This is a genomic window from Dyella sp. 05T440 (genome assembly GCF_056395965.1).
In genome coordinates this window covers 396,192-421,908 of sequence record NZ_JBFTKN010000005.1, presented here as the reverse complement: position 1 = coordinate 421,908, position 25,717 = coordinate 396,192, and the positions used below count along the sequence as shown (strand labels likewise).

Annotated in this window: 22 protein-coding genes; 8 read left to right on the top strand and 14 right to left on the bottom strand. The window is 63.8% G+C overall.

Annotated features, from left to right (window positions below):
* Positions 1–80 precede the first annotated feature (80 nt).
* From AC1DE1_RS08760 to grxD, 6 genes are all read right to left on the bottom strand, one after another.
* Positions 81–3,398, bottom strand: a complete 3,318-nt coding sequence (locus tag AC1DE1_RS08760; RefSeq protein WP_441602587.1) for a TonB-dependent receptor — start codon at positions 3,396–3,398, stop codon at positions 81–83.
* A 329-nt stretch (positions 3,399–3,727) separates the two neighbouring features.
* Positions 3,728–6,133, bottom strand: a complete 2,406-nt coding sequence (locus AC1DE1_RS08755) for a TonB-dependent receptor (protein WP_441602586.1) — start codon at positions 6,131–6,133, stop codon at positions 3,728–3,730.
* Positions 6,134–6,626: 493 nt separating this feature from the next.
* On the bottom strand, positions 6,627–8,336 hold the full coding sequence (gene olsF, locus AC1DE1_RS08750; protein ID WP_477179058.1) for a bifunctional ornithine lipid synthase OlsF: 1,710 nt from the start codon (positions 8,334–8,336) through the stop codon (positions 6,627–6,629).
* A gap of 100 nt (positions 8,337–8,436) precedes the next feature.
* Entirely contained in the window at positions 8,437–9,036 is a 600-nt protein-coding gene (locus AC1DE1_RS08745) for a YhgN family NAAT transporter (RefSeq protein ID WP_121881759.1), read from the bottom strand.
* A gap of 36 nt (positions 9,037–9,072) precedes the next feature.
* On the bottom strand, positions 9,073–9,843 hold the full coding sequence (locus tag AC1DE1_RS08740; protein ID WP_477175401.1) for an SDR family NAD(P)-dependent oxidoreductase: 771 nt from the start codon (positions 9,841–9,843) through the stop codon (positions 9,073–9,075).
* The gene (gene grxD, locus AC1DE1_RS08735; protein WP_441602583.1) at positions 9,843–10,166 is read right to left on the bottom strand and encodes a Grx4 family monothiol glutaredoxin; all 324 of its coding nucleotides are present in this window, start codon (positions 10,164–10,166) and stop codon (positions 9,843–9,845) included. The genes AC1DE1_RS08740 and grxD overlap by 1 nt, the downstream gene beginning before the upstream one ends.
* Before the next feature lie 122 nt (positions 10,167–10,288).
* Between grxD and sodB the strand changes: the two genes are divergently transcribed.
* A complete protein-coding gene (gene sodB / locus AC1DE1_RS08730) occupies positions 10,289–10,867 on the top strand; it encodes a superoxide dismutase [Fe] (RefSeq protein WP_477175400.1) in 579 nt (192 codons plus the stop codon).
* Positions 10,868–11,024: 157 nt separating this feature from the next.
* On the opposite strand, the gene AC1DE1_RS08725 is transcribed toward sodB, so the two are convergent.
* Together AC1DE1_RS08725 and purE are read right to left on the bottom strand one after the other, a co-directional pair.
* Positions 11,025–12,188 (bottom strand): 5-(carboxyamino)imidazole ribonucleotide synthase, encoded by a 1,164-nt coding sequence (locus AC1DE1_RS08725; protein WP_477175399.1) that lies wholly within the window; start codon positions 12,186–12,188, stop codon positions 11,025–11,027.
* Complete coding sequence (gene purE / locus AC1DE1_RS08720) at positions 12,185–12,688, bottom strand: 5-(carboxyamino)imidazole ribonucleotide mutase (protein ID WP_121878260.1); 504 nt, start codon at positions 12,686–12,688, stop codon at positions 12,185–12,187. Before purE ends, AC1DE1_RS08725 begins: the two co-directional genes overlap by 4 nt.
* A gap of 63 nt (positions 12,689–12,751) precedes the next feature.
* Between purE and AC1DE1_RS08715 the strand changes: the two genes are divergently transcribed.
* The 4 genes from AC1DE1_RS08715 (at position 12,752) to AC1DE1_RS08700 (ending at position 16,860) form a co-directional block, all read left to right on the top strand.
* Positions 12,752–13,024, top strand: a complete 273-nt coding sequence (locus tag AC1DE1_RS08715) for a Trm112 family protein (RefSeq protein WP_441602581.1) — start codon at positions 12,752–12,754, stop codon at positions 13,022–13,024.
* Positions 13,025–13,189: 165 nt separating this feature from the next.
* Positions 13,190–15,484 carry a DUF1631 domain-containing protein gene (locus tag AC1DE1_RS08710; protein WP_441602580.1) on the top strand — a complete coding sequence of 765 codons (2,295 nt, stop codon included), beginning with the start codon at positions 13,190–13,192 and terminating at the stop codon, positions 15,482–15,484.
* A complete protein-coding gene (nadC, locus tag AC1DE1_RS08705) occupies positions 15,481–16,335 on the top strand; it encodes a carboxylating nicotinate-nucleotide diphosphorylase (protein ID WP_477175397.1) in 855 nt (284 codons plus the stop codon). The genes AC1DE1_RS08710 and nadC overlap by 4 nt, the downstream gene beginning before the upstream one ends.
* Positions 16,336–16,452: 117 nt before the next feature.
* Positions 16,453–16,860 (top strand): DUF3301 domain-containing protein, encoded by a 408-nt coding sequence (locus tag AC1DE1_RS08700; protein ID WP_441602578.1) that lies wholly within the window; start codon positions 16,453–16,455, stop codon positions 16,858–16,860.
* Between the two features lie 51 nt (positions 16,861–16,911).
* On the opposite strand, the gene AC1DE1_RS08695 is transcribed toward AC1DE1_RS08700, so the two are convergent.
* The 5 genes from AC1DE1_RS08695 to petA all read right to left on the bottom strand — a co-directional run bounded on the left by AC1DE1_RS08695 (position 16,912) and on the right by petA (position 20,897).
* The gene (locus AC1DE1_RS08695; protein WP_441602577.1) at positions 16,912–17,361 is read right to left on the bottom strand and encodes a ClpXP protease specificity-enhancing factor; all 450 of its coding nucleotides are present in this window, start codon (positions 17,359–17,361) and stop codon (positions 16,912–16,914) included.
* A 168-nt stretch (positions 17,362–17,529) separates the two neighbouring features.
* On the bottom strand, positions 17,530–18,153 hold the full coding sequence (locus AC1DE1_RS08690) for a glutathione S-transferase N-terminal domain-containing protein (protein WP_441611110.1): 624 nt from the start codon (positions 18,151–18,153) through the stop codon (positions 17,530–17,532).
* A 95-nt stretch (positions 18,154–18,248) separates the two neighbouring features.
* Positions 18,249–18,977 carry a cytochrome c1 gene (locus AC1DE1_RS08685; RefSeq protein WP_441602695.1) on the bottom strand — a complete coding sequence of 243 codons (729 nt, stop codon included), beginning with the start codon at positions 18,975–18,977 and terminating at the stop codon, positions 18,249–18,251.
* 13 nt (positions 18,978–18,990) lie between these two features.
* The gene (locus tag AC1DE1_RS08680) at positions 18,991–20,292 is read right to left on the bottom strand and encodes a cytochrome b (RefSeq protein WP_441602575.1); all 1,302 of its coding nucleotides are present in this window, start codon (positions 20,290–20,292) and stop codon (positions 18,991–18,993) included.
* A complete protein-coding gene (petA, locus tag AC1DE1_RS08675; protein WP_121878244.1) occupies positions 20,292–20,897 on the bottom strand; it encodes a ubiquinol-cytochrome c reductase iron-sulfur subunit in 606 nt (201 codons plus the stop codon). The genes AC1DE1_RS08680 and petA overlap by 1 nt, the downstream gene beginning before the upstream one ends.
* 381 nt (positions 20,898–21,278) lie before the next feature.
* Between petA and AC1DE1_RS08670 the strand changes: the two genes are divergently transcribed.
* Positions 21,279–22,466 carry a S1C family serine protease gene (locus AC1DE1_RS08670; RefSeq protein WP_441602574.1) on the top strand — a complete coding sequence of 396 codons (1,188 nt, stop codon included), beginning with the start codon at positions 21,279–21,281 and terminating at the stop codon, positions 22,464–22,466.
* On the opposite strand, the gene AC1DE1_RS08665 is transcribed toward AC1DE1_RS08670, so the two are convergent.
* The gene (locus tag AC1DE1_RS08665) at positions 22,452–23,555 is read right to left on the bottom strand and encodes a lytic transglycosylase domain-containing protein (RefSeq protein WP_477175396.1); all 1,104 of its coding nucleotides are present in this window, start codon (positions 23,553–23,555) and stop codon (positions 22,452–22,454) included. The two genes, AC1DE1_RS08670 and AC1DE1_RS08665, sit on opposite strands and share 15 nt — an antisense overlap.
* 311 nt (positions 23,556–23,866) lie before the next feature.
* Between AC1DE1_RS08665 and miaB the strand changes: the two genes are divergently transcribed.
* The gene (miaB, locus tag AC1DE1_RS08660; RefSeq protein WP_477175395.1) at positions 23,867–25,219 is read left to right on the top strand and encodes a tRNA (N6-isopentenyl adenosine(37)-C2)-methylthiotransferase MiaB; all 1,353 of its coding nucleotides are present in this window, start codon (positions 23,867–23,869) and stop codon (positions 25,217–25,219) included.
* Complete coding sequence (locus tag AC1DE1_RS08655) at positions 25,216–25,710, top strand: GNAT family N-acetyltransferase (RefSeq protein WP_121878238.1); 495 nt, start codon at positions 25,216–25,218, stop codon at positions 25,708–25,710. The genes miaB and AC1DE1_RS08655 overlap by 4 nt, the downstream gene beginning before the upstream one ends.
* The last annotated feature ends 7 nt before the right edge of the window (positions 25,711–25,717 follow it).

Below are 25,717 nucleotides of genomic sequence, written 5' to 3'. Positions count from 1 at the left end.
GCCGTAGGCGTTGCGTCCATTAATAAAAAAGCCGGCGCCCGAGGGCGCCGGCCAGGTTCAAACATCGCAAACAACTGCGCTTAGAAGGCGTATTTCACCGTCAGCAGCACCGACCAGCGCTGGGCGAGGTCGTCGTTGTTGTTGATATAGGTCGGGATCGGCAGCGGCTGGTAGCCACCACCCTGGTTGTAGGTGGTGCACGAGGCCTTGCCACCGCAATCGATGTTGTAGATGTACTTGCCCGTCTTCGGGTCGACACCGGCGTAATCGGCCAGGGCACGGCCACCCGGGAACGCCACGCGCTTCTCGATACCCCAATGCTTGTTCAGCAGGTTCGTGAAGTTGTAGACGTCGAAACGGATGATGCCCTTGTTGCCCTTGAAGATGCCCGGGATTTCCTGGCTGAAGCTCAGGTCGATCTGGTTGAGCCAGCCGGCGCGGTCGCCATTGCGCTTGGCCACTTCACCCTGGTGATCCTTCAGGTAGTCGTTCTTCTGGATGTTCGCCCAGAACTGATCGATCAGCGTCTGGTTGGTACCCGGACGGAACTCGACTTCACCCGGACGCGGGATGTAGACCAGGTCGTTGGTGTAGCCGTCGCCATTGGCGTCATTGCCAAACGTCCAGCTGTACGGGGACGCGGAGTGACCGTCATAGAAGATGCTCGCGCTGGTGGCGTAGTCGCCCCAGAAGCGATGCTGCCAGTTGAGCGAGGCGATCACGCGACGCGGCACCGAGTAGTTCGAGGTGCTGGCCACGTTTTCGTTCGAGTTGTAGACGTAGTTGTTGCTGTAGTTCGAGTTGGCGACCGAGGACGTGCCCGGGTTCACTTCGGTCGAACGGCTCCAGGTGAAGCCGATCATGCCCGACCACTCTTCCGAGAACGGCTTCTTCAGCGACAACGCGATGCTGTCGGCGCTGCCCTTGCCGGTGTTGGCGAGGTTGATCATCTGACCGGAGAACGCCGGGTTGGCATTCTTGCGCGGACCCGGCTTGGTCGTCGCAGGATCGGTCAGCGCGGCGTAGTAGGTGCTGCGGCCGTCCGGCAGCATGCCGGTCGGGGCGCCCAGGTTCACGTTCTGGAACCAGATCGCATCGCGCTGGTCGATGTGCTCCCAGTCAGCCGTGGCGATCAGGCCGTACCAGGGCAGCTCGCGGTCGACGCCGAGGCTGAACTTCCACGCGGTCGGGATGTTCCAGTCCTTGGAGATGGTATTGACCGTCATCTGGCCAGCACCGACCGGGCCGTTGTTCTGGTTATGCGGATCGGCGCTGAACGGCGGCAAGTTGACGTTGCACGGCGGCGACTGGGTCGGACCGCAGTTGAACTGCGTCTGGGTCACGCCGGAGTTGGAGAAGATATTGCCCAGCCACACGGCCGGCTGGTTGGTCACGAACAGGCCCGCGCCACCACGCAGCTGCGTCATGCGCTCGGTGTTGAACGCATAGTTGAACGACATGCGCGGCTGCACCACGCGATGGCCGTTGATGGTGTACTGGTTGGTCTGGCCGAAGCCGCCAGCCGCCGCACCCGTCTTCGGGTTGATCGTCGCCGGAGCTGCGTAGGCAGCGTTGTACAACGGCTTGTCGTCCATCAGCGGCACGTCGACGCGCACGCCGTACTGCAGCGACAGGTTGTTGGTCACCTGCCAGGTGTCCTGCAGGAAGATGCCCCACTGCGTGAGGTTGTAGTTCGCGGCGACGTCGCCCAGGCCCAGGGTGCCGGCCGGACGGTTGTAGCGATACTGGTAGTACAGGCCCTTGGCGAAGTTATCCAGACCCGTGGTGCCCTTGGGGCCCGGGACTTCTTCGAAGATGTAGCTGCCGTAGTAGTTCTGCAGGAACAAGTTGTAGTACTTGCCCTTTTCGTAATCGAAGCCACCCTTCACGGTGTGGTCGCCGAGATACAAAGTGCCGGCCCAGGCTGCGTCGAGCGTCTTCACCTTCAGCACGTTTGCCTGGCTGGAGTACTCGGTGCCGAACTCGATCGCCGGACCACCAAACGCCACCGGATAAACCGTGACGTCCGGCATCGCCACGCCGTTGTACGGGCCGCGGTTCTGGTCGAAGTTGGCGTACGACAAGGTGGTGTCGGTCGAGAAGATTTCCGACCAGTCGTCGTAGAAGTGCAGCGCGTAGCTCTTGTTGTCGACGTTGGTGTTGTACCAGCCGCTGGACAGCACGAGCTTGGTGGTGCTGCCGGTGATGATCGGCTTCTCTTCCTTGGTCTCGCTATAGGTGAAGCTCGCGCGATGGTTGTCGGCGATGTTCCAGTCGATCTTGGCGAGGTAACGCTTGTCCTGCAGGTTGGAGTTGCCGCCGCCCACCGAACCGATGTCGGTCAGGCCGTACTTGGCGGCGATGTCGCGCACCTGCTGCACCTGCTGGTTGGTCAGGCCCTTGATCGGCGTCGCGGCGCCGGAATCCTGCGGACCGTAGGGGCTGCCCGAACCGACCTGCTCGCTCTTTTCATACGAGGCAAAGAAGAACAGCTTGTCCTTGATGATCGGACCGCCAACGGTGCCACCGGCCGTCCACTGGCGATTGAAGCCGGCGTACGGCTTGTCCAGCTCGTTGTCACCGATCATGTCGGTGTTCTGGAACGCGTAGTAGACCGAGCCGTGGAAGTCGTTGGTACCGCTCTTGGTCACGGCGTTGACGTTGGCGCCGATGCCGCGACGGGTGGCCACGTCGTAGTTGGCCGTCGAGATGTTGTATTCCTCGATGGTGTCCTGCGAGATCGGCGTGCCCAGCGTCGGCAGGCCGTTCGCGTTCAGGCCGAACGGATCGTTCGCGCTGACCGAGTCGACGGTGATGTTGTTGTAGCGGCTGTTCTGACCGACGGCCGAGATTTCGCCACGGGCGCGGTCGGTGATCACCACGCGGGGATCAAGACGGACCACGTTCTGGATCGAGCGACCCGGGGTCGGCGTGGCATCGAGCTCACGACGCGACACGTTGGTCGACAGGCCCTTGTTGTCCGGGGTGAAGGTCTGCGACAGCGTGTTGGCCGAGACGGTCACGCCGCTGAGGTTCTGCGCGTTCGCCGTATCGGCGGTAACGCCCATGGTCAGGTTGACGGCGGTGTCCTGGGCCAGCTGCAGGTACACGTTGTCCTGCTCGCTCTGGGTGCCGTCCTTGGACACCTTCACGTCGAACGGGCCGCCCACGCGCAGGCCCTGAGCCGAGTAACGGCCGGCCGCGTCAGTGGTGGTGGTCTTGGTGGTGCCCGAGGGCTCATGCACGATCTGCACGGTGGCGCCGGCGATCGGCTGGCCGCTGCCGTCAACGATGCGGCCGCTGATGGAAGACGAGGTGTCCTGGGCCAGCACCGGAGCCGTGGCGAGCAAGCCCGCAATCGCCAATGGCAGCAATTTCGTACGCAACGAATGGTTCATCGAGATTCAACCCCTTAAGAAAGTCGCAAAAAAGGCATGGGACCAGACCGAAGGAGTCCCATGCCCCCTCGCCACCGTCTTAAGTGACTGATTCCCCAAATTATTTTGATTCGTCCGGGACCGCCCCGCAGGGGCCGTCGACCGCAACTCATCACGACGAATGTAACCGCATTATATTACAATTTCGTAACTTTTTGACGAAATACTCACACTTCTTGCGGGCTCTTCTTACGCTTGGCGTAAGTTATTGATGCTTGAACATTTCCTCGGGCACAAAAAAACCGGCGCCTTGCGGCGCCGGTTTCGGGGTACTGCCTAAGCCGTTCGACTTAGAAGAACGAGATGCCGAAGGTGACCATGTAGGTGCGGTCTTCCAGCAGCGAGTAGTACGGCGCCGAGGTGAACAGCGTACCGCCCGTGTTGACGTCCTTGATCGTGTTGCCCGGATTGCTGGCCAGGAACGCGCCGATGTTGTTGGCGTTGGTCAGCGCACGCTTGTTGGTCAGGTTGAACACGTTGAGCTTGATGTACGGATTGCGCAGCCAGGTGGCGAAGTCCGAGAACTTCCAGCCGGCGTTCAAGTTGAACACGGTGTAGCCGCCCACCTGTTCGGTGTTCGACCAGTCACCCCAGATCGGACCGCGGTACTTGGCGTCCAGGGTGGCCCAGAACGGACCGTGGTCGTAGCCCAGGCGCACATAGCCCGAGTTCTTCGGCGTGTTGAGGAAGGTCTTGCCTTCGGTCGGGTAGGTGCCGTCGCCGAAGGTGTTGACGTTACCGTCGAGGATCGCCTTCTGGTACGAGTAGTTGCCGTACAGGGTCCAGTCTTCGGCGAACTTGTAGCTGCCTTCGGCGGTGATGCCGCGCATGTGCATCTTCGGCAGGTTCAGGTACACCGTCTGGCCGGAGTTGACGTCGTAGCCCGAGATCTGCTTGTTGACCAGGTGCGACTCGTACGCGTCGACGTTGGCCGAGAAGTGATCGGCATAGAAGCGCCAGCCCAGGTCGACCGTGGTGGCCTCTTCCGGCTTGGCCTGATAGGTACCGGCCGCAGCGTTGGCGAGGTTCTTCGGGTTGTCCGCCACGGCAACGTTCTGCAGCAGCGAGCCATTGATCGGTGCACGGTAGGTGCGGCCGGCGCCGATGTAGAACTGGTTCTGGTCGTCGAGCTGGTACTTCACGCCAGCAGTCGGGCTGACCTTGTGATAGGTCGCTTCAGCCGTGCCGCCGAACTGGTTGGTCTTGGCAGTGGGAGTGCTGTAGCTGCCCCAGTTCTCGTAGTCGTAACCGGCACGGTCTTCCCACAGGTACGCCGCGCCGACCGTGATGGTCCACTTGTCGTTCGGCGTCCAGGTGTTGGTGGCGAAGAACTTCTTGATTTCGGAGTTGGTGTACTCACGGTACAGGCGCTGGATCACGCCGTTGGAGTAGCGGATGTAGTTGGAGTCGCCCCAGAAATCGGACGGCTCGCCGCCGACGGCGGGGTTGAAGACTTCCTGCTGCTGCTGGCGGGCACGCTCGTACCAGAAGCCGTATTCCAGGCTGTCGTCCATACCGAAGTCCTGGTTCAACTTGGCGATGACACCGGGACGGTAGGTGAAGGTCTGGCTGACGTCGTAAGCCACCGCGCTGCCGGCGATCTTGCCGTCGCCGTTGAGGTCCTGGTCGGCCACGCCGATCACGTTCTGCGGCACGGTCGATTCGGTGAACTTGTAGCCGCCACCGCCGCCGCCGTTGCCGTACCAGAAGTACGGCACCACCGAGAGGCGCAGGCTGTCAGCCAGCTTGAACTCGCCATCGAGGCTGGCCAGCCAGCTGGTGAACGGGTTGGTGTGAAGCTTCCAGTAGTAGGTATCGGTCGGGCTGTAGGGCTCGTCGTAGCTCTGGAAATAACCGCCCGTACGGACCTGGGCCTTGGTCAGGCTGTCATAGCTGTAGTTGCGCTCGCGGTTGTACTGCACCGAACCGGAGATGTAGTTGTTGTCGTCGATCGTCCACAGCGCCTTGCCGTCGACCTTGGTGACGTTCAAGTCGCCCGGGCCGCGCCAGAAATCGGAGGTGTTGTTCGAGTACGACAGCCACGCGCGCACCGGACCGAGGTCGCCGGTATTAAAGCGCAGGAAGGTGCGGCGGTAGTCGTGGTTGCCCAGGCTCTGGGCAAAGTCCAGGCCGGCCGTGTGCGACGGATCGATGGTGACCCAGGAAATGGCGCCACCGGCCGCGCCGGAGATCGGCGTGTCGACGTCCGGGTAACCCTGCAGCACGGTGATGTCACCCATGTTCTCGGTGTCGCCGTACTCGGTCGAGTAGACCTTGTAGTTGCCGCTGTCGTTGATCGGCGCGCCGTTCACGGTGGTGCCGATTTCGTCGCTGGTGAAGCCGCGGATCTGGTAGTTGCCGTTGGCCAGGCCGCTGACGTCGTCGGTCGAGGCATTCACGCCCGGGATCGAGTCGATCATCTGCACGAAGGTGCCGCCCGGCGCCGCCTTGACGATGGCATCGCGCGAGATGGTCGAAACCGCCTTCGGAGCCGTCTGCACCGACATCAGGCCATCACCCAGCGACAGGCTCTGCGCCTGCACCGTCACGGTGTCCAGCTGCTGGGCACGCTTGGTGTCGTTGGAGGTGGTGGTGTTGGACGTGCTCGACGGGCCGTTGCGGGTAGCCGGTTCCTTGGTCTGCGGGTTGGTGGCCTGGCCCGAGGTGTCCTGGGCCGAGGCGACACCGGCTGCCATACAAAATACGACAGCAATGGCCATGGAAAGGTGGTTTCGTTTCATCATCGTCATTCCAGAATTGACAAAGTTTTGGAGTCAGCTGCCGCCCCTTAAGGTCGCCAGCAAACCGAGTAGGAAAGTGGAGCGTCGCCCGGCAGAAAGATCTCGCGATTAATCGAAAGATGCTTCGCAAGTCATTGCGTAAAAACGCAATTTCATGCCATTTAACGTAAATTTAAACGTTTCCTCCGGGCGTAAAAAAGCCCGATCGGTAAAAATCGGGCGAAATTACGAAATTAGTTGAAGCTGTTGGTCCAGGCGACGACTAGCCCCTTGCGCCCGACCAACGACGTAAGCTTTGCATAAGTATTTTACAAGAAATTTACCGAAGGATCACGCGAACGCCAAGGCCCGCGCTTTCTCCCCATCCAACGGTCAATCAGTCACCACTGAAATTCTCGTAGGGCGATATCTGGCCGACCGGGAAGGCGTTGGCAGAACCGGAGGCCTCTTACTTGCCCAGATAGCGCGCCCGCTTGGCGGGCTTGAGCGTCGCCAGATCGAGCATCACCAGACCATCCACACAGCCGGAGAAACCCGGATCCTCGCCGAAAGCGAGGAACTGCACACCTTCTGGATCGACCAGATCCACGTACTGGCGATACAGCACCGGCAGGCTGACGCCGAGCGCATCGAGATGATGCTTGAGTTTGCCCAGGCCTGCCGCCGGGTCCAGGCCCGCCAGCGCATCACGCACCAGCTCGATCACCCCCGGCGACACCACGAACGGTTGCCGCGCCGAAGCCAGACCCGGCGCACCAAAGTAATGCTGATGCGCGGCGGCGATCCATTCGCGCGCCTCGCGCGGAAGCGCAACCGACATGCTCACCGGACCAAACAGGTAACGCAGGTCCGGATGGCGCTGCAGGTACAGACCAATGCCCTGCCACAACTGATCCAGCGCACGCGAACGCCAATAGGCCGGCGCGATAAAGCTGCGTCCCAACTCCAGCCCCTGCGCCAGGCGCGACTCGAGCGCGGGCGAATAGCTGAAGAGACTGGAGGTATACAGCGCCGCCATGCCGCGCTCGCCAATCAGGCGACCGCCGTGGCCGAAACGATAGGAACCGACGATGCGCAGCGCTTTGGGATCCCACAGCACCAGGTGCTCGTAATGTGGATCGTAGGCGTCGAGGTCGCGACGTGCGCCGGTGCCCTCGCCCACCTTGCGGAAGGTGAGCTCACGCAGGCGACCGATCTCGCGCAGCACGGCGCTGTCGGACGCGCCCCTGAACAACAGGATCTGCTTGCCGTCATTGAGGTCGGCGAGTTTTTCCGCCTGCGCCTGCAGCTCGGCGACCACGCGCTCGGTGGGCTCCGGATGCGCCAGCGGCGCCTGGCCGCCAAAGATCAGGCCGCGATGACGACCCACGCGGTACACGTGGCGACGCATCAACTTGGCCGCGCGCTTCGTCGAATCGCCGCTGTGCTGCTCGAGTTCGTCGGCCGACACCAACTGGCCCACGCTGAAACCGATGCGGCGGCTGGTGGGTGAAATCGCTTCGCGCGGCAGCATCGCCGTGCTGAGCGGCTTGGCCAGCATCGACAAGCCATAGAACATGGCGGAATTGCGCGCGGCGACGTGGATCGGCAGCACCGGCGCACGGCTGCGCTGCGACAGGCGCGCAAATCCATCGGACCAGCGTCCGTCGCTCACGCCCGACGGACTCACGCGCGACACCTCACCCGCCGGGAAAACGATCAAGGCCTCACCGTTGTCGAGCGCACGATAAATGTCGCGCATGCGCGAGGCGGCGCCCTTGCCGAACACATCGACCGGCAGCAACAACTTGTGCAGCGGGGGGATCGACATCAGCCAGTCGTTGGCGAGGATGCGCACATCGCTGCGCACCGAGCCAACCATTTGCAGCAGGGTCAGCGCGTCGATCATGCCCAGCGGATGATTGGCGACGATCAGTACGCCGCCCTCGACCGGAATGTTCTCCCGCTCGCGCGGGTTGACGAAGTAGCTGACGCCAAGCACGTCCAGCGTGCGCTCGACAAAGTCGAAACCTTCGGCCTCGCCTGCGGCTACCAGGGTGCGGTTGAACCCTTCCTCATCGGCCAGGCGGCCCAGCATGCCGGCCACCGGCCGGCGGATCAGGGGGTGTTGCGCCAACCATGGCAGACGTTCGGTGAGGGTCTGTTCAACTTTGAGCATGACCGCCTCCTGGGAATTACCCCAAATGCTGGTAGCGGATTATGACAGCAAGGTTATGCGGATGGGTCCGAAAGATCACGTGTGCGACTTTCGTGTCGTTTCAAACGACAAGATGCAGATAAGCCGCCACGCCGCCCATGAACATCTGCACTGACAGCGCGATCAGCAGCATGCCCATCACGCGCTCAAGCGCCGTGAGCACGCTTTCGCCCAGCCAGCGGAACAGATAAGTCGAGCACAGCAGGATCACCGAGGTCGCCAACCACGCGCCCAGCAAGGCGATGGCCCAATCCGCCGTACGACCGGGCTGGGTATTGGTAAGCAGTAACAGAGCTGCCATCGCGGACGGCCCGGCTACGCCGGGAATGGCCATGGGCACGATGAAGGGCTCGCCCTCGCCCTGCTTGCCGAAGATGCCGCCGCCATCGGCGGGCGGGAACACCATGCGGATGCCGATCAGGAACAGCACGATGCCGCCGGCGATGCTGATCGATTCCTGGCGCAACTGCAGCAGCTTGAGGATGTGCTGGCCGCCGATCAGGAAACCCAGCAGCACGCCCAGTGCGATCAGCAGCTCGCGGATCATCACCTTGCGGCGCCGCTTGGGCGCCACGTCCTTGAGCAGGCTCAGGAAGATCGGGATGTTGCCGAGCGGATCCATGATCAGGAACAGCAGGATTCCCGCCGCCAGCGTGGTCATCTGCGTTTCCATCTCAGCGGAGCTCCTGCGTCATGCTCATGCCGATTCACGCAAATCGAGAGCTGCGCCGCGCGCGCCCTTGCCCTGCTCGCCCAACAGATAGATGGCTGCCTGCGCGGCCGCATCCGGCAGCGGATGGATCATCGTGTCTTCGCCGAAATACGCCGCGCGTCGCAGCGTGGTTCGCATCGGCGCCGGCAACAAGGCGTGCGCACGCAGTGGCGACTGTTCGGTTTCCTGATGCAGGATTTCCACCAGTCGCTCCAGCGCCGCCTTCGATACGCCATAAGCGCCCCAGTGCGCGCGCTGCACGAGCTCGGGATTGTCCAGCACGAACACCACCGCGCTATCGGGTGCGCGCGACAGCAGCGACATGCAGGCCTGGGTCAAGGCAAACGGCGCCGACACATTGACGTGCATCGCTCGCAGCCAGTCGTCGGGCTTGTGCACGGCCAGCGGCGTCAGCTCCTTGAAGCTGGCGGCGGCATGCACGATGCCGTCGAGGCGACCGAAATCGCGTTCGAGGCCATCGGCCAGCGCTTCATAGTCACGCGGCGTGGCCACTTCCATATCGAGCGGATGGATCACCGGCTCGGGCAAGCCCTCGCCGATCATCGCATCGTAAAGTTGTTCCAGCTGGCGCTTGCGGCGACCCGTGATCACCACCGTGGCGCCGGCACGCGAAGCCGCACGCGCGACCGCCGAGCCCAGGCCGCCATAGGCGCCGGTGACCAGTACGACACGACCGGCCAAGGAACCAGGCGCCGCAACCCAGCCTTCCGGCAGACGAACCAGGGGAAGCGCCATCAGGAACCGGCCCCCGCCACATCCGCCGCCATGCGCGCGAGTTCACCCGCCGCGTTGAGGTCTTCGATGATGTCGCATCCGCCGATCAGCTCGCCCTGGATGAAGAGCTGCGGGAAGGTCGGCCAGTTCGCGTAATGCGGCAACGCCGCGCGGACTTCCGGGTCGGCCAGCACGTTGACGGCATGAAACTGCGCGCCCGCCGCCTTCAACGCCTCCACGGCGCGGCTGGAGAAGCCGCACATGGGGAACTGCGGCGTGCCCTTCATGAAGAGCACGATGGCGTGTTCGGCCAAGACAGCCTTGATTCGCTCGTTAACGTCCATAAGTCGAGTCGTTCATCGTTACAATGCAATGAGATCGATAGTGTATCAGTCGTGCGCGGGTCGCCGGTCCTCGGCCAATCCTGCCCGACCCCTTTCCTCAGCCAACGCCCAGGAGCCACAACATGGCGATCGAACTCCCCCCCTTGCCCTACGAAAAGAACGCACTTGAGCCGCACATTTCCGCGGAAACGCTCGAGTATCACTATGGCAAGCATCACCAGGCCTACGTGACCAACCTCAACAACCTGATCAAGGGCACCGAGTTCGAGAACGCCGCGCTTGAGGACATCATCAAGAAGTCGTCCGGCGGCGTGTTCAACAACTCCGCCCAGGTCTGGAACCACACCTTCTATTGGAACTCGTTGAACCCCAAGGGCGGCAATGAGCCGACCGGCAAGCTCGCCGACGCCATCAACAAGGCGTTCGGTTCGTTCGACAAGTTCAAGGAAGAGTTCACCAAGTCGGCCGTGGGCAACTTCGGTTCGGGCTGGACCTGGCTGGTGCAGCGTCCGGATGGTTCGCTGGGCATCGTCAATACGTCCAACGCAGCCACCCCGATCACCGGCAGCGACAAGCCGCTGCTGACCTGCGACGTGTGGGAACACGCGTACTACATCGACTACCGCAACGCCCGTCCGAAGTACCTCGAGGCGTTCTGGAATCTGGCGAACTGGGAATTTGCAGCCAAGAATCTGGCCTGATTTCTCGCTGGATGCAGTCACGAAAAACGGGGCCTCGCGGCCCCGTTTTTTTTTGCGCGATCTGTACTGTGGGAGCGCACCCTGTGCGCGACAGGCGCCTCGCCGATACCTTGACGCACGGTCGTCGCGCACAGGGTGCGCTCCCACAATATCGTCGTTATTTACGCTCCAGCAATTTATCGACCGCGGGCTGCGCCTGCGGATCACGACCCAGCGCATGGGCGATGCCAGACAGGCGCTCGATCAGCTGCGCGGCATCAGGCGCACACACCGTGGCATGCCCCACCTTTCGACCGACACGCGGCTGCTTGCCGTAGTCGTGCCAATGCGCATCCACTGCCTGAAGTACCGGCGCGGCATCGGGCAACTCGCCAATCCAGTTGAACATGGCCGAGAGGCCCCGCGCCGAGGTATCGCCCAGCGGCAGGCCGAGCACGGCGCGCACGTGATTTTCGAATTGGCTGGTGAGCGCACCCTCGATGGTCCAATGACCGGAGTTGTGCACGCGTGGCGCCATTTCGTTGCCGAGCAACTCGCCGTTTTTCACGAACAGTTCGAGCGCAAACACACCGACGTAATCGAGCTTCTCTGCCAGCGTGCGGGCCAGGCCGGTAGCACGTGCCTGCAAGGCGGCAATGTCGGAAGCCGGCGCAAGGCTCAGCGACAGCACACCATCGGTGTGCCAGTTCTGCGTCAGTGGCCAGGTGCGGAAGTCGCCATCGCGACCACGTACGGCGATCACCGACAACTCGCGGTCGAACGGCACGAAGGCCTCGAGGATCAGACCATGCGCCTGGGCCTGCGCACCAAGCGCCGCCCAGGCGGCATCGGCATCGGCCAGGGTCTTGATGCGGAACTGTCCCTTGCCGTCATAACCCAGGCGGCGCGTCTTGAGGATGGCCGGCGCGCCGACGGTCGCCAGCGCGCGCTCGAGATCCTCGCGCGTGTCGACCGCCTTGAACTCGGGCGTCTGCAGACCGCATTCGAGGAACAAGGTTTTTTCGGCCAGGCGATCCTGCGCCACGGCCAGCGCGCGCGGCGCGGGAAACACGTCGACGTGGTTGGCGAGCCAGTGCGCGGTTTCGGCCGGCACATTTTCAAAGTCGAAAGTGACCACGTCGACTTCGCGGGCGAAGTGCTCCAGCGCCTCGTAGTCGGTCCAGTCGGCCACCACCAGTGGGGCGATCTGCCCGGCGCAGGCGTCGACGGCGCTGTCGACCACGAGGGTCTTCACGCCCAGCGGCGCAGCGGCCAGCGCCAGCATGCGGGCGAGCTGGCCGCCGCCCAGGATGCCCAGCACCGGTTGGCGTCGAGCGGTCACGAGCGCGGATCCGGGTTATCCAGCACGGTCTGCGTCTGGCGGGAACGGTAGCTGTCGAGCGCGGCGGCGATGGCGGGGTCGTGCAGTGCCAACACCGAGGCTGCCAGGATGCCGGCGTTCACGGCACCGGCGCGGCCGATGGCCAGCGTGCCGACCGGGATGCCTGCCGGCATCTGCGCGATCGACAGCAACGAATCCATGCCATTGAGCGCCTTGGACTGCACTGGTACGCCGAACACCGGAAGCCGCGTCTTGGCTGCCAGCATGCCCGGCAGATGGGCGGCGCCGCCGGCGCCGGCCACGATGACCTGGATGCCGCGACCGACAGCTTCTTCGGCGTACTGGAACAACAGGTCCGGCGTACGGTGCGCCGATACCACGCGCACCTCGTGCGCCACGCCGAGCTCGGCCAGCACGCTGGAGGCATGCTCCATGGTTTCCCAGTCCGAACGGGAGCCCATTACAACGCCCACGCGCGGCGGGAGGGAAGTCGAGGTCATGACCCAAGCCATCCAAAAGGGTTATTGTACGGACTTTCCGCGTCTCGGCACGACCCACTCCCCATGGACAAACGCCTACTCGACATCCTCTGCTGCCCGGTCAGCAAGGTTCCCGTCCGCCCGCTCCAGCGCCAGGAGCTCGATGCCCTGAACAAGGCCATCGGGGCCAGCCAGGTCCAGAACGTGGCAGGCGCCGCCGTGAGCGCCCCAGTGACCGAAGGGCTGATCACCACGGACCGCAAGGTCATCTACCGGGTCGAGGACGGCATCCCCGTCATGCTCCCCGAGGAAGGCATCGGTACCTTGCAGCTCACTGACTTTCCAGCGGCCGCCTGAGGGCCACTTTGGGCCGGATGTCCGCAAGAACCCGCTTCTTGTGAACGTGTCGACATATATCGATACGGCGAATGACAGCGGCCCATGACATCCCTTATCGTAGGCTGGCGTATTGTCGTATGTGGCTGTGAGCACGTCGGCATCACTTTCAGGGGGTGAAAGGCGATGAAAGACGCCAGTGAATCATCCAATATCGTCAGCCTGACCCAGCGCCTGGACCCGTCCAGCGAGCGCGGAGGCGCCCTCTTGAACACCGTCCGGGACATTGCGGGCCGCCGCCTGCAGATCTTGATCAACGGCATGTTCGAGCATGTCGACGATGCGCTGTTCGATCTGGCCGAAAAAGCTGAGAACAACGCCGCCCAGATGCACTACTTCGACGGCATGCGCGAAGTGCGCAAGCGCCGTCCGATGGTGGAGCGCAGTTTCCTGGCGCAGATCTCGCGCGAGCTGACCGATTTCGCCTCGAGTTATCGCAACAACGCCGGCAACAGCAATGGCGTGTCGTTGCCGGTGGGGTCGGTCGAACTGTCGCTGGTGGCAGACAACGAACTGGAAGAATCGCTGGCCATCACCAGCATGATCGGCAAGAACGAAACGCGCCTGACGCGCGATCTGTTCGCCGTGAACCAGCGCCTGTCCGTCATCTATGGCGGCATCAAGATCGACGACGCCACCAATCCGGTGGGGCCGGCCGCACTGTCGCAGGCGTTCCGCCAGGCGATGCGCGAGCTCAGCGCCGAGATGCGCGTCAAGCTGATCATCTACAAGCTGTTCGACCGTTACGTGCTGGCCTCGCTGGATGAGCTGTACCAGGAGATCAACGCCGAACTGGTGCGTGCCGGCGTGCTGCCGCAGCTGCGCCACGAGATCCCGCGTGCTGGCGGCGCTGCCCGCGCAGCCGGTACGGCCGCACCCGCGGGCAATGCGGTCGCTGCAGAACAGACCGAAGGCACCTTCCTCGGCGAAGACGAGACGGGCAACGCCTCCAACGAATTGATCCAGACGCTGCGCACGCTGTTCAGTGCACGCCGTCCGGCGCCTGTTGCGGGCGCCATGCCGATGTCTGCCGGCGCCATGCAGATGCCCAGCGCCAACGAGCTGATCGGTGCGTTGAGCGTGCTGCAGAGCCAGGCCGCCATCAACCAGCACATGCCACTGAGCACCAGCAACGCGGTGGAGCTGGCTGGCGAAGTGCAACAGCTGAAGGAACACCTGCTCGCCCAGATCGGCTCCCTGCGCGGCGAAAAGCCGAGCCAGGTGTCGACCATCGACGAGGACACCATTGATCTGGTCGGCATGCTGTTCGAGTTCATCCTCGAAGACCGCAACCTGCCGACCGAGATGCAGGTATTGCTGGCGCGCCTGCAGATTCCGTATCTGAAGGCCGCCATCCTCGACCGCAAGCTGTTCGCACATCGCCAGCATCCGGCACGCCGGCTGCTCGACAACCTGGCCGACGCCGCCAAGGGCTGGTCGGCGGAATCCGATCGCGACCACCGCCTGCACGACAAGATCAAATCCATCGTCGACCGCCTGCTGCAGGACTTCGACGATGACATGACCATCTTCGAGCGCCTGTGCGCCGAGCTGCAGGAATTCCAGGACATCAGCCGCCGCCGTGCCGAACTGGCCGAGCAGCGCGTGGCCGAGTCCACCCGTGGCCGCGAGAAGCTCGAGCAGGCACGCCGCCGTGCCGCCCGCGAGATCCTCAGCCGTATAGAAGGCCATAACCTTCCGCCGCTGATCCACGGCATCCTGTCGCGCGCCTGGGCGAACTACCTGGTGCTCACCATTCTCCGCCAGGGCGAGGAATCGAGCGAGTTCCGCGACGCGCTGCGTTTTGCCAACGACTTCATCGACAGCACCAAGCCGGCCCGCACGCTCGACGAGCGCCGCGCGTTGCGCCAGATGCTGCCGGGCATCGAGCGCGCCCTGCGCCGCGGCCTGGGCAACGTGGCGTTCCAGGAAAGCGACATCGATCGCCTGCTGGCCCAGCTGCACACCTATTACCGCCACCAACTCGGCGAAGCCGTGCCGGAGGCCGAGGTGCATGCGGTGGAGGAATCCACCACCCTGCCCATCCCCGAAAGCATCCAGCCGATTGCCGAGTCCGAAGCGGAACTTGACCGCACCGAACCCGTGCAGGAGCCGGTGCTCGACACGCCGGAGATGCTGTTGGTCTCCGAGCTCAAGCCCGGCACCTGGCTGGAGTTCGTGACGGGTCCGGACACCATCGAGCGCGCCAAGCTCTCGTGGATCAGCCCGATGAGCGGCCGCTACCTGTTCGTGAACCGCCGCGGTCTCAAGGTGGCCGATTACTCGCCGCACGAACTGGCCCAGGCACTCGCCAGCGGCACGGCGCGCGTGCTTGAATCCACCGCTCTGTTCGACCGCGCGCTGGATGCCATCGTCGGTCGCCTCAGCCAACCGGCCACGTCCCAAGCACCGACCGAATGACTTCAGTACAACTTGTTCCACCGTCGTCCGACCTGATCCAGGCGGATGTCGAACGCGCGTTCGCCGAAGATATCGGCACGGGTGACGCCACCGCCGGGCTGCTGCCTGCAGACGCCACCGCCAGCGCTGCGCTGACCTGCCGCGAAGACGCGGTGATGGCCGGCACCGACTGGTTCAACGCCTGTTTCCGCCAGCTCGATCCGCAGGTGCAGATCGAATGGACCGTGCGCGATGGCGACCGCGTCGCCGCGGGCTCGGTGATCTGCCGCCTGCGTGGCAACGCGCGTGCCCTGGTCACGGCTGAGCGTTCGGCCCTGAATTTCCTGCAGCTGCTATCTGGCACCGCCACCTCGACCGCCGCGCACGTGGCCGCCGTGGCGGGTACTGGCGTGCGCGTGCTGGATACGCGCAAGACGGTTCCCGGTCTTCGATTGGCGCAGAAGTACGCGGTGCGCTGCGGCGGCGGGCACAACCATCGGGTGGGTTTGTATGACGCCATCCTGGTGAAGGAAAACCACATCATCGCTGCGGGCAGCATCAAGGCTGCCGCCGAAGCGGCGCGTCGACTGCATCCCAAACTGTTGCTGGAAATCGAAGTGGAAAATCTCGACGAACTGCAGCAGGCCCTGGACGCCGGCGCCGATCGCATCATGCTGGACAACTTCACCCTGCCGCTGATGCGCGAAGCCGTGACCCTGGCCAAGGGCCGTGCAGAGCTGGAGATTTCCGGCAACGTGGATCTGTCGACCATTGGCGAGTACGCGAGCACCGGCGTGGATTTCATCTCGGTGGGTGCGCTGACCAAGCATGTGCGGGCGGTGGATTTGTCGCTGCGCTTGAAGCTCGACTGAGTCGCGCCCAAGCGCGCCCTTCGCCAGTCATGGCGGCCTGCGCCGGAATGACGAGCAGCAGGCGACTTTCACACCGCGCCCCTTGCAAGCCACGCGCGACGCCTACACTCTCGCCACATGAGTGAGCTTTCCGACCTGATCCTGTTAGTCCTGCTGCTGGCCATCATCGGCTTGTGGCTCAAGCTCGCCCGCGGCCGCGAACAGGCCACGCAGGAAGCCCGCCAGCAATGTCGCCAGCATGGCCTGCAGTTGCTCGATGAAAGCGTGGGCCTGCGCGGCGCCCGCCTGCTGCGCCAGCACGGCCAGCTAATGCTTGAGCGTTGCTACACCTTTGAAGTGAGCATCGACGGCAACGACCGCGAACCCGGCAAGCTGTGGCTGATCGGCCATACGTTGAGCGGCGTCAGCCTGCCGACCATCCAGAGTCATCTGCCCGGCCTGCTTTCCGAACATGTGCCGCCGCCGGCGCACGACAACGTGGTGCCGCTGCGCCCACGGCTACGCAAAGACAACCAGCTGCACTGAGGCCTTGATGGCCCGATCGCGCCGGGCCAGCCGGCGCGACGGCAACGCGGCTTACTTCACCACTCGCAGGAACGGCGCGCTGCGCTTGGGCTTCTCGCCTGCCTCGCCCTCGGGCGTCGGCGGGGTGTCGTCGGGATCGGGCGAGGACGGCGGCGGCTGATCGCCACCTTCTTCAGCCGGGAACATCATGCCCTGCCCGTTTTCCTGCGCGTACAGCGCCAGCACGGCCTGAATCGGAATATGGATGTTGTGGCTGACGCCGGAGAAGCGCGCCTGAAAGCTGATCCAGTCGTTGCCCAGGTCCAGGCTGGCCACGGCACGCATGGCCAGGTTCAACACGACCTGCCCGTTCTTGATGACCTGCGGAGGCACCCGCACCCCTTCCCGTCCGGCATCGACCAGGACATAAGGGGTCAGATTATTGTCGGTGATCCAGTCGTAGATCGCCCTCAGCAAGTAAGGACGATTGGAGGACATCGGCGGGAGCTTGTCGTCGGTCATGCAAAAACCTATGGAGGGCGCCGCCTCACGGGATAAGCCCAGGGCGCGCCAAGTGGATCGTGGCAGTGTAATGCGAAGCCGAGGCGAGTTGTCGCAGTGGCGCCGTCCAGCGCGCCCAAACGCCGCCGGGGCGGCCAGGCAGGCCCATCAAGGCCTGCCGCCTGAACCTCAGGGGCGCATGGCCTTCTCTTCGGGGGTCATGCTGCGGGCGTAGCCCTGGCTCGCGAACAAGCGCTCGCCATAGTCGAGGATGGGCTTGCCCTCACGTCCCAGGTCCACCCCCAGCCAGGGCAGGCGCCAGACCACCGGGGCCACCAGGCAATCGGTGAGGCTCATTTCCGGGTTCAGGAAGAACCGGGATGCCTTGAACAGGGGCAGCGCTGACAGCAAGTGCTCCCGCAGCCGCTTGCGGGCCGCATCGGCTGGACGGCCCCCTGCCCTGATCAGGTCCACTTCGGGCAGCCAATCCAGCTCGATCCGCACATTGGCCAGACGCAGACGCGCCCTGGATAACGGGTCGATCGGCATCAGCGGAGGGTGGGGATAGCGTTCGTCCAGGTATTCGCAGACGACCGCCGTGTTGTAGAGGGTCAGGTCGCGATCAACCAGGGTCGGCGTGGTGCCGTAGGGGTTGAGGTCGAGCAGGTCTTCCGGCGGCTTGGCGGGGTCGACGATCACCCTGTCGTAGCTCACGCCCTTGGCGGCGAGCACGAGACGCGTCCGGTGGCACTGGATGCCATCTGCGGTGGTGTAAAGGGCGAGTGCGGTACGCGAACGAGCGCTTTGGACCATGCGCGATCTCCCCATCGGCTTATCCAAGTACGGCGGCCCCGGCACCCATCAATGGGTCGCAGGCCGCCGTACCGTAGGCTCCGGAAGGTGACGTCTTAGTGGACGTCCTTCCAGTACTCCTTCTTTAGCAGATATGCCAGGAAAGTGAAGCCCGCCAGGAACAGCAGCACCCAGATGCCGTAGCGCTGACGCTGGAGGGCGGCCGGTTCGGCGGCGTACTCCAGGAAGTTGGTCAGGTCACGGGACGCCTGCTGGTACTGCGCCGGCGTGAGCTTGCCCGGCTGGGAGAGCTCGAGCTTCTCCACATCGTCGCTGCCTTCCTTCTTCACGGCCGTCTGGATGCCCTGCAATTCCCACAGCGGGAACGGCATGGAAGCATTCGGGAACACCGTGTTGTTCCAACCCACCGGACGGGTCGGATCGAGGTAGAAGGAGTTGAGGTAGCCGTAGACCCAGTCGGCGGTCTTGGCGCGCACTTCCAGCGAAAGATCCGGCGGTGCCTTGCCGAAGAACTGCTGGGCCGAATCCTCCGGCATGTGCGAGATCACCGGGTCGCCGAACTTGGCGCCAGTGAAGTTGAGGTTTTTCATCACCTCGTCTTCGGACAGGCCCAGGTCTTCGGCGATGCGCGAATAGCGCACGTACTTCAGCGAGTGGCAACCCACGCAGTAGTTGAAGAACAGCTTGGCGCCGCGCTGCAGCGAGGCCTGGTCGTGCACGTTGGTGCCGGCCGAAGGCAGACCGCCCTCTTCCTGCGCCATGGCGACATTGGTGCCGACCAGCAAGCCAACGGTGAGCGCAACCGTGGAAATGATTTTCTTCATCGAGGGCTGCCGCTTATTCATGGTCAAACACCACCCGCTCCGGAACCGGCTTGGTCTTTTCCCAGCCGAGATGCGTGTAGCACCAGAGGAACACGAAGTAGCCGAAGTAGAGGACGGTCATGAAGCGACCGAACGCGTTCTCCCAGAACGTCGCGTCCGCAGGCACCCACTCCGTGGTCAGCTCGCCGACCACGCCCGCACCCACCAGGGCCAGGCCGATGAACGACGCGGCGAAGGTCATCAAGGCCACCTTGAAACCGGTGCCGCGATAACGGATGGAGCGCACCTTGCCGGCATCGATCCACGGCAGCACGAACAGCAGGGCGATCGCGCCGAACATGCCCAGCACACCCCAGAACGCCGTGCCGAAGAACGACGGGATCATGCGCAGGATCGCGTAGAACGGGGTGAAGTACCACGACGGCTTGATGTGCGTCGGGGTGACCAGGTTGTTCGCCGGAATGAAGTTGTCATGCTCCAGGAACCAACCACCGAAGGTCGGCGCAAAGAAGATGATGAACGCCGCGATCAACACAAAGAAGCCCACCGCCACCAGGTCGTGCACGGTGTAGTACGGATGGAACGGAATGCCGTCGGCCGGCTTGTTCGGGTCCCAGCGGTTGCCCTTGGCGCCGTGCTTGATGTCGACGCCGTCGGGGTTGTTCGAACCCACTTCGTGCAGCGCGAAAATGTGCAGCACCACCAGCAACAGCAGCACCAGCGGCAGCGCGATCACATGCAGGGCGAAGAAGCGGTTGAGCGTGGCGTCGGCCGGCAGGTAGTCACCCATGATCCATTCGACCAGGCTGCTGCCAATCACGGGCACCGTGCCGAACAGGGAGATGATCACCTTGGCGCCCCAGAACGACATGTTGCCCCACGGCAGCACGTAGCCCATGAAGGCTTCGGCCATCAGCGAAAGGAACACCAGCATGCCCAGCAGCCACACCAGCTCGCGCGGCTTCTGGTACGAGCCGTACATCAGGCCGCGGAACATGTGCAGGAACACCACCACGAAGAACAGCGAAGCGCCGGTGGAGTGCATGTAGCGGATCAGCCAGCCCCACTCCACGTCACGCATGATGTACTCAACCGAGTTGAAGGCTTCCGCCGCACTCGTCTTGTAGTTCATGGTGAGGAAGATGCCGGTGACAATCTGGTTGACGAACACCAGCAGCGCCAGCACGCCGAAGTAGTACCAGAAGTTGAAATTCTTCGGCGCGTAATACTCGGTCATGTGCTTGCGGTAGACCGGCATCAAGCCAGGTGCCCGCTCATTGACCCAATCGCCGACTCGCGTGAATACGTTGGCCATTAGCCGGCCTCCTTCGGATCCACGCCAATCTGGATGTGCGTGTCGTCCATGAAATGGTACGGCGGCACCAGCAGGTTCTTCGGTGCGGGCACGCCCTGGTAGACGCGACCGGACATGTCATAGCGTGACTTGTGGCAGGGGCAGTAGAAGCCGCCCTTCCAATCCGGATCGAACGGCTCGGGCTTCATCACCGGCACGAAGTCGGGGACGCAACCCAGGTGCGTGCACAGACCCACCAGCACCAGCCACTCGGGCTTGATGGAGCGTGCTTCGTTCTGTGCGTACTTGGGCTGCTGCTCGGCCGAACCGCTGTCGGACTTGGCGTCGACGAGGCGGGAATCCTGGCTGGGCAGCGCATCGAGCTGCGCCTTGGTGCGGTTGACTACAAACACCGGCAGACCGCGCCAGGGGTAGGTTACCCGTTGGCCCTCTTCGATCTTGCTGATGTCGATCGTGACCGGCGCACCTGCGGATTTAGCCCGCGCACTGGGTTCCCACGACTTGATGAAGGGCACGACTGCCGTAACTACTCCCACACCACCAACCACTGCCGTGGTCGCTGTGAGGAAGCGGCGGCGGCCGTGATCGACGACTTCGTTCGCCATCAGGCTCTCCGGTACTTACATGCCATTGAGACGCGGAACTTAGATGTTCCACAGGTGCTTGCCAAGCGCGTCGATCAATCCGACAGCAGGAGACTACCTTGCTGTGCAGAGAAAAACCCCTAAGACTCCCCCTTAGAGAACAGCAGGCACGCGCGGCACCAGCACGATGAGCATGCAGCGAGAGCTACAGGCCTTCCGTTGTCGGGACCTAAGCGCACCGGGAAACCCCGGGACGACCCGCTTCGCAAGCGCCAGTAGATTCAGGCTCCCGCAAAATCGCGTTAGTGTAGCGTCAGGGCATGACTCGTACAATAAAATAGCCTCGCCTGCGACACATGCGCGCACCCCTCTCTAACGCCTTGCCGTGAAACGCATTACGACATGAAACATGCCGCTGGCACGCTCGCATTCATCGCCCGCTTCGTGGTGCTAGGGCTGGCGGCTGCGTTCGTCATCAGCCTCGCCTGGCCTGATGTCGGCCATCGCCTGCGGGAACGCTTCGGGGTCGCGCCGACGCCGACCACCGAGTCGATCAGTACCTCATCGACGCCTGCGCACACCGGCGGCCCGATCTCCTACGCGGACGCCGTCGCCAAGGCGGCACCCTCGGTCGTAAACATCTACGCCAACAAGATGGTCACCGAGCAAGCGGTGCAGATGTATACCGACCCGGTGCTGCAGCGACTGTTCGGCGGCCGTCCGACTGGCCCTGCCTACAAGCGACGCGAGCAGAGCCTGGGCTCGGGCGTGATCGTGCTGCAGGGCTACGTGCTCACCAACAACCATGTGATCGCCAACGCCGACGACATCCAGGTGCTGCTGTACGACGGACGCGTCGCCAAGGCCACGGTGGTGGGCGCCGATGTGGAGACCGATCTTGCGGTGCTGCGGATCGACGCCGGCAACCTGCCGGTGATCCATATTGCCGACCACCGCCCCACCCGCACCGGCGACGTCGTACTTGCCATCGGCAATCCGCTGGGCCTCAACCAGACGGTGACCATGGGCATCGTCAGCGCGATCGGCCGCCAGTTGAGCAGCTCGAGTCCCGAAGATTTCATCCAGACCGATGCAGCCATCAATCTGGGCAACTCCGGCGGCGCCCTGGTCAACACCGAGGGCGAGCTGGTCGGCATCAATACCCTGCTGATCGGCAAGGCGGCCAACGCCGAAGGCATCAGCTTTGCGATACCGGTGGCGAGCGCCAAGCGCGTGCTCGATCAGATCATCGACAGCGGCCACGTCGTGCGTGGCTGGATGGGCGCCGACTACACCTTCGTGCCCGTCGCTGCCGACAGCGGCCTGCCGGCAGCGGCACGCGGCGCGCAGGTCACCGATATCTATCCGGGCGGACCGGCGGCGACGGCCGGCATCCAGCCACACGACATTCTTTTGCGAATCGGCTCGGAAGACATCGTCGATCCCGCCGACCTGCGCCGGCATGAGGCCGCGCTCAAGCCAGGCAGCAAGGTGGAAGTGTCCGGGCTGCGCAATGGCGCGCCCTTCCATACCGAAGTGATACTTGCGCAGCGACCGCCCACCACACCGACGGCGTCACTGGATAGCTGAGAACCCCGCCGCCGCCACCGGTGATCGACCACCGCCCGGATGGATGGCCAAGCCGTAGCGCTTGCGCAGCGTGCCCACGCGTTCGACATAGACCTGCGTTTCCGCAAACGGCGGCACGCCGTTGTAGCGCTGCACGGCGCCGGGACCGGCGTTGTATGCCGCCGCCGCCAGACGCTCATTGCCGTTGAAGGTGCGCAGCAACAGGCCGAGATACCGTGCGCCGCCGCGGATGTTCTGTGCGGTATCGAAGGCATCGCGCACACCCATGTCGTTGGCCGTGCCCGGCATCAACTGCATCAGGCCTTGCGCACCCTTGATCGAGAGCGCACGCGGATTGAACGCGCTTTCGGCATGGATGATGGCGCGCAGGAAGGCCTCGTTGACGCCGGACTCCTGACTGGCCAGTTCGATCACGTCGCTATAGGCCGCAAGATTTAGCGCCACCGAATCCCAGCGGATATTCGAATGCAGATTGCACGCCACGCAGGTGGCGATGTAACTGAAGAGCATCGTCACCGCGTGACCTTGCTCGCCCGCCGGCCGCAAGTTCGTGTATTCCACGCTGCCGTCCTTGCGCACGACGCGATAGACCGCACCACGCAGCACGCGACTGCCATCGGCATCTGCAGCGGCCACGGGCTTGTCGGGCGTGGAGGCGCTGCGCGCCGGGCTGGCTTCGCTATAACTCCACTGACCCGGCTTTCCTGTCGGCGCCGCTTTGGCCGTTACGACGCGAGCCGTGGTTTCCACCGAATCCTCGACCCAGGCCACTGAAGGCGGCTGCGGCGCAGGCACCGCCGGCACTTTGCCCGCGGAGCTTTCCACCGAACTCTTGACCGTCGCCAACGAAGGCGCAGGCGCCGACGGCTTCTTGCGCACCGGATCAGGTGCGCCAGCAATGCGGCTGCAGCCCTGATAGCCCGCCGTGCTGCTGCTGAAGACGGTTTCGCCTGCCGAACCGGTGCAGCGGTAGAGCGAGCCCGCATGTCCCGGCAGCGAAAGCACCAACAGCCCTGCAAGCAAGGCGCAGCCAGCGAGGATCCGCCGGGGGGCCTCCGCGCCCAGCCGCGACAGGGGCAGCCCGCTCACGGACTCCCCTCGGGCCGTCCAGCCTTGGCGGCGGCCTCATCACGGTCAAGCAGCGACATCACTCCCCCTTCCTCATCTTCTCCGCGTGCGGCTAGCCAGCACGGGGTTTGGCGGCAGTGTGCTACCGCGCCGCCCTCCACGCCAAGCGCTGCGCGGCCGATTCGTGCGTCAGTACCCGTTTCCAGTCGCCCCACGGGCGCGCAAGTGCTTGATCCGCCTCGCCCGTTCCAGTGGCGGCAGGGCCTTTTGACGCGTAAACTACGGGGTTCGGCAACCCTCGCGCCGCCTCCTGAATCACGGTACCCAAGCCCATGACCGGCAAGCTTTTTATCAAGACCCACGGCTGCCAGATGAACGAGTACGACTCGGCCAAGATGGCCGACGTGCTCAAGGCCTCGCACGGGCTGGAGCTGACCCAGGATGAAGCCGAGGCGGACGTCATCCTGATCAATACCTGCTCGATCCGCGAAAAAGCCCAGGAAAAGGTCTTCAGCCAGCTGGGGCGCTGGAAAGAACACAAGCAAGGCGGCAAACCCGTGCTGATCGGCGTGGGTGGCTGCGTGGCCTCGCAGGAAGGCCAGGACATCATCAAGCGCGCGCCTTACGTGGATCTGGTGTTCGGCCCGCAGACCCTGCATCGCCTGCCGGAGTTGATCGAGGCGCAGCGCGCCACCGGCAAGCCGCAGGTGGACATCAGCTTCCCGGAAATCGAGAAGTTCGACCGCCTGCCCGAGCCGCGCGCCGAAGGCCCGACCGCCTTCGTGTCGATCATGGAAGGCTGTTCCAAGTACTGCTCGTACTGCGTGGTGCCCTACACCCGCGGCGAAGAAATCAGCCGTCCGTTCGACGATGTGCTGGTGGAAGTGGCCCAGCTCGCCGGGCAAGGCGTGCGCGAAGTGAACCTGCTCGGCCAGAACGTCAACGCGTACCGCGGCCCCACCCATGACGGCGGTATCGCGGACCTCGCCGTGCTGATCCACGCCATCGCGCAGATCGAAGGCATCGGTCGCATCCGCTTCACCACCTCGCATCCACTGGAGTTCTCCGACTCGCTGATCGAGGCGTATGCCAACGTGCCGCAGCTCTGCAACTTCCTGCACCTGCCCGTGCAGGCCGGTTCGGATCGCATCCTCACAGCGATGAAGCGCGGCTACACGGCGCTGGAATTCAAGCAGAAGATCCGCAAGCTGCGCGCGGTGCGTCCGGATATCTGCGTCTCGTCGGACTTCATTGTCGGCTTCCCTGGCGAGACGGCCGAGGATTTTGAGAAGACCATGAAGTTGATCGAGGACGTCGGCTTCGACCAGAGCTTCTCCTTCATTTTCTCCTCCCGCCCCGGCACACCGGCCGCGAATCTTGCCGACGACACCCCGGCAGATGAGAAGCATGCACGCCTCACGCGCCTGCAGGCCAAGCTCAACGACAACGCGCGTCAGATCAACGAGGCGATGGTCGGCACCGTCCAGCGCGTGCTGGTGGAAAAAGTCAGCCGCAAGAGCGCCAACGAAGTCACCGGCCGCACCGAGAACATGCGCTTCGTGAACTTCCCCGGCAGCACCCGCATGATCGGCCAGTTCGTGGACGTGGTGATCACCGAGGCGATGAGCAACTCGCTGCGCGGCCGCGTGAAACTGGCCGAAGAAGACATCGCGCTGGCCTCGTGACGGCACCCATCTCGATCCGGGAAATCGGCGCCGACGAGTTCACCCTGGTCTGGCCGCTGTTCCGCAGCGTGGTGGCCGCGGGCGACACCTACAGTTACCCGCCCGACCTGAGCTTCGAACAGGCGCGCGACTGGTGGACTTCGCCGCCGACGCGCTGCTTTATCGCCGAACGCGAAAAACTGGTGCTGGGTTGCTACATGCTCCGCGCCAACCAGCCGGGCCTGGGCGACCACGTGGCCAACGCCGGCTACATGGTTTCGCCCGCCGTGCGCGGCCAGGGCATCGCCTCGGTCATGTGCGAACATTCGATGGCGCTGGCCCGCGACGCGGGCTTCACCGCGATGCAGTTCAACTTTGTGGTCTCAACCAATACCTCCGCGGTGCGCCTATGGCAGCGCCACGGCTTCCGCATCGTTGGGCAGGTGCCGGGCGCATTCCGCCACGCCGCACATGGCCCGACCGATGTCTACGTGATGCACCGCCCTCTCTGACGCATAC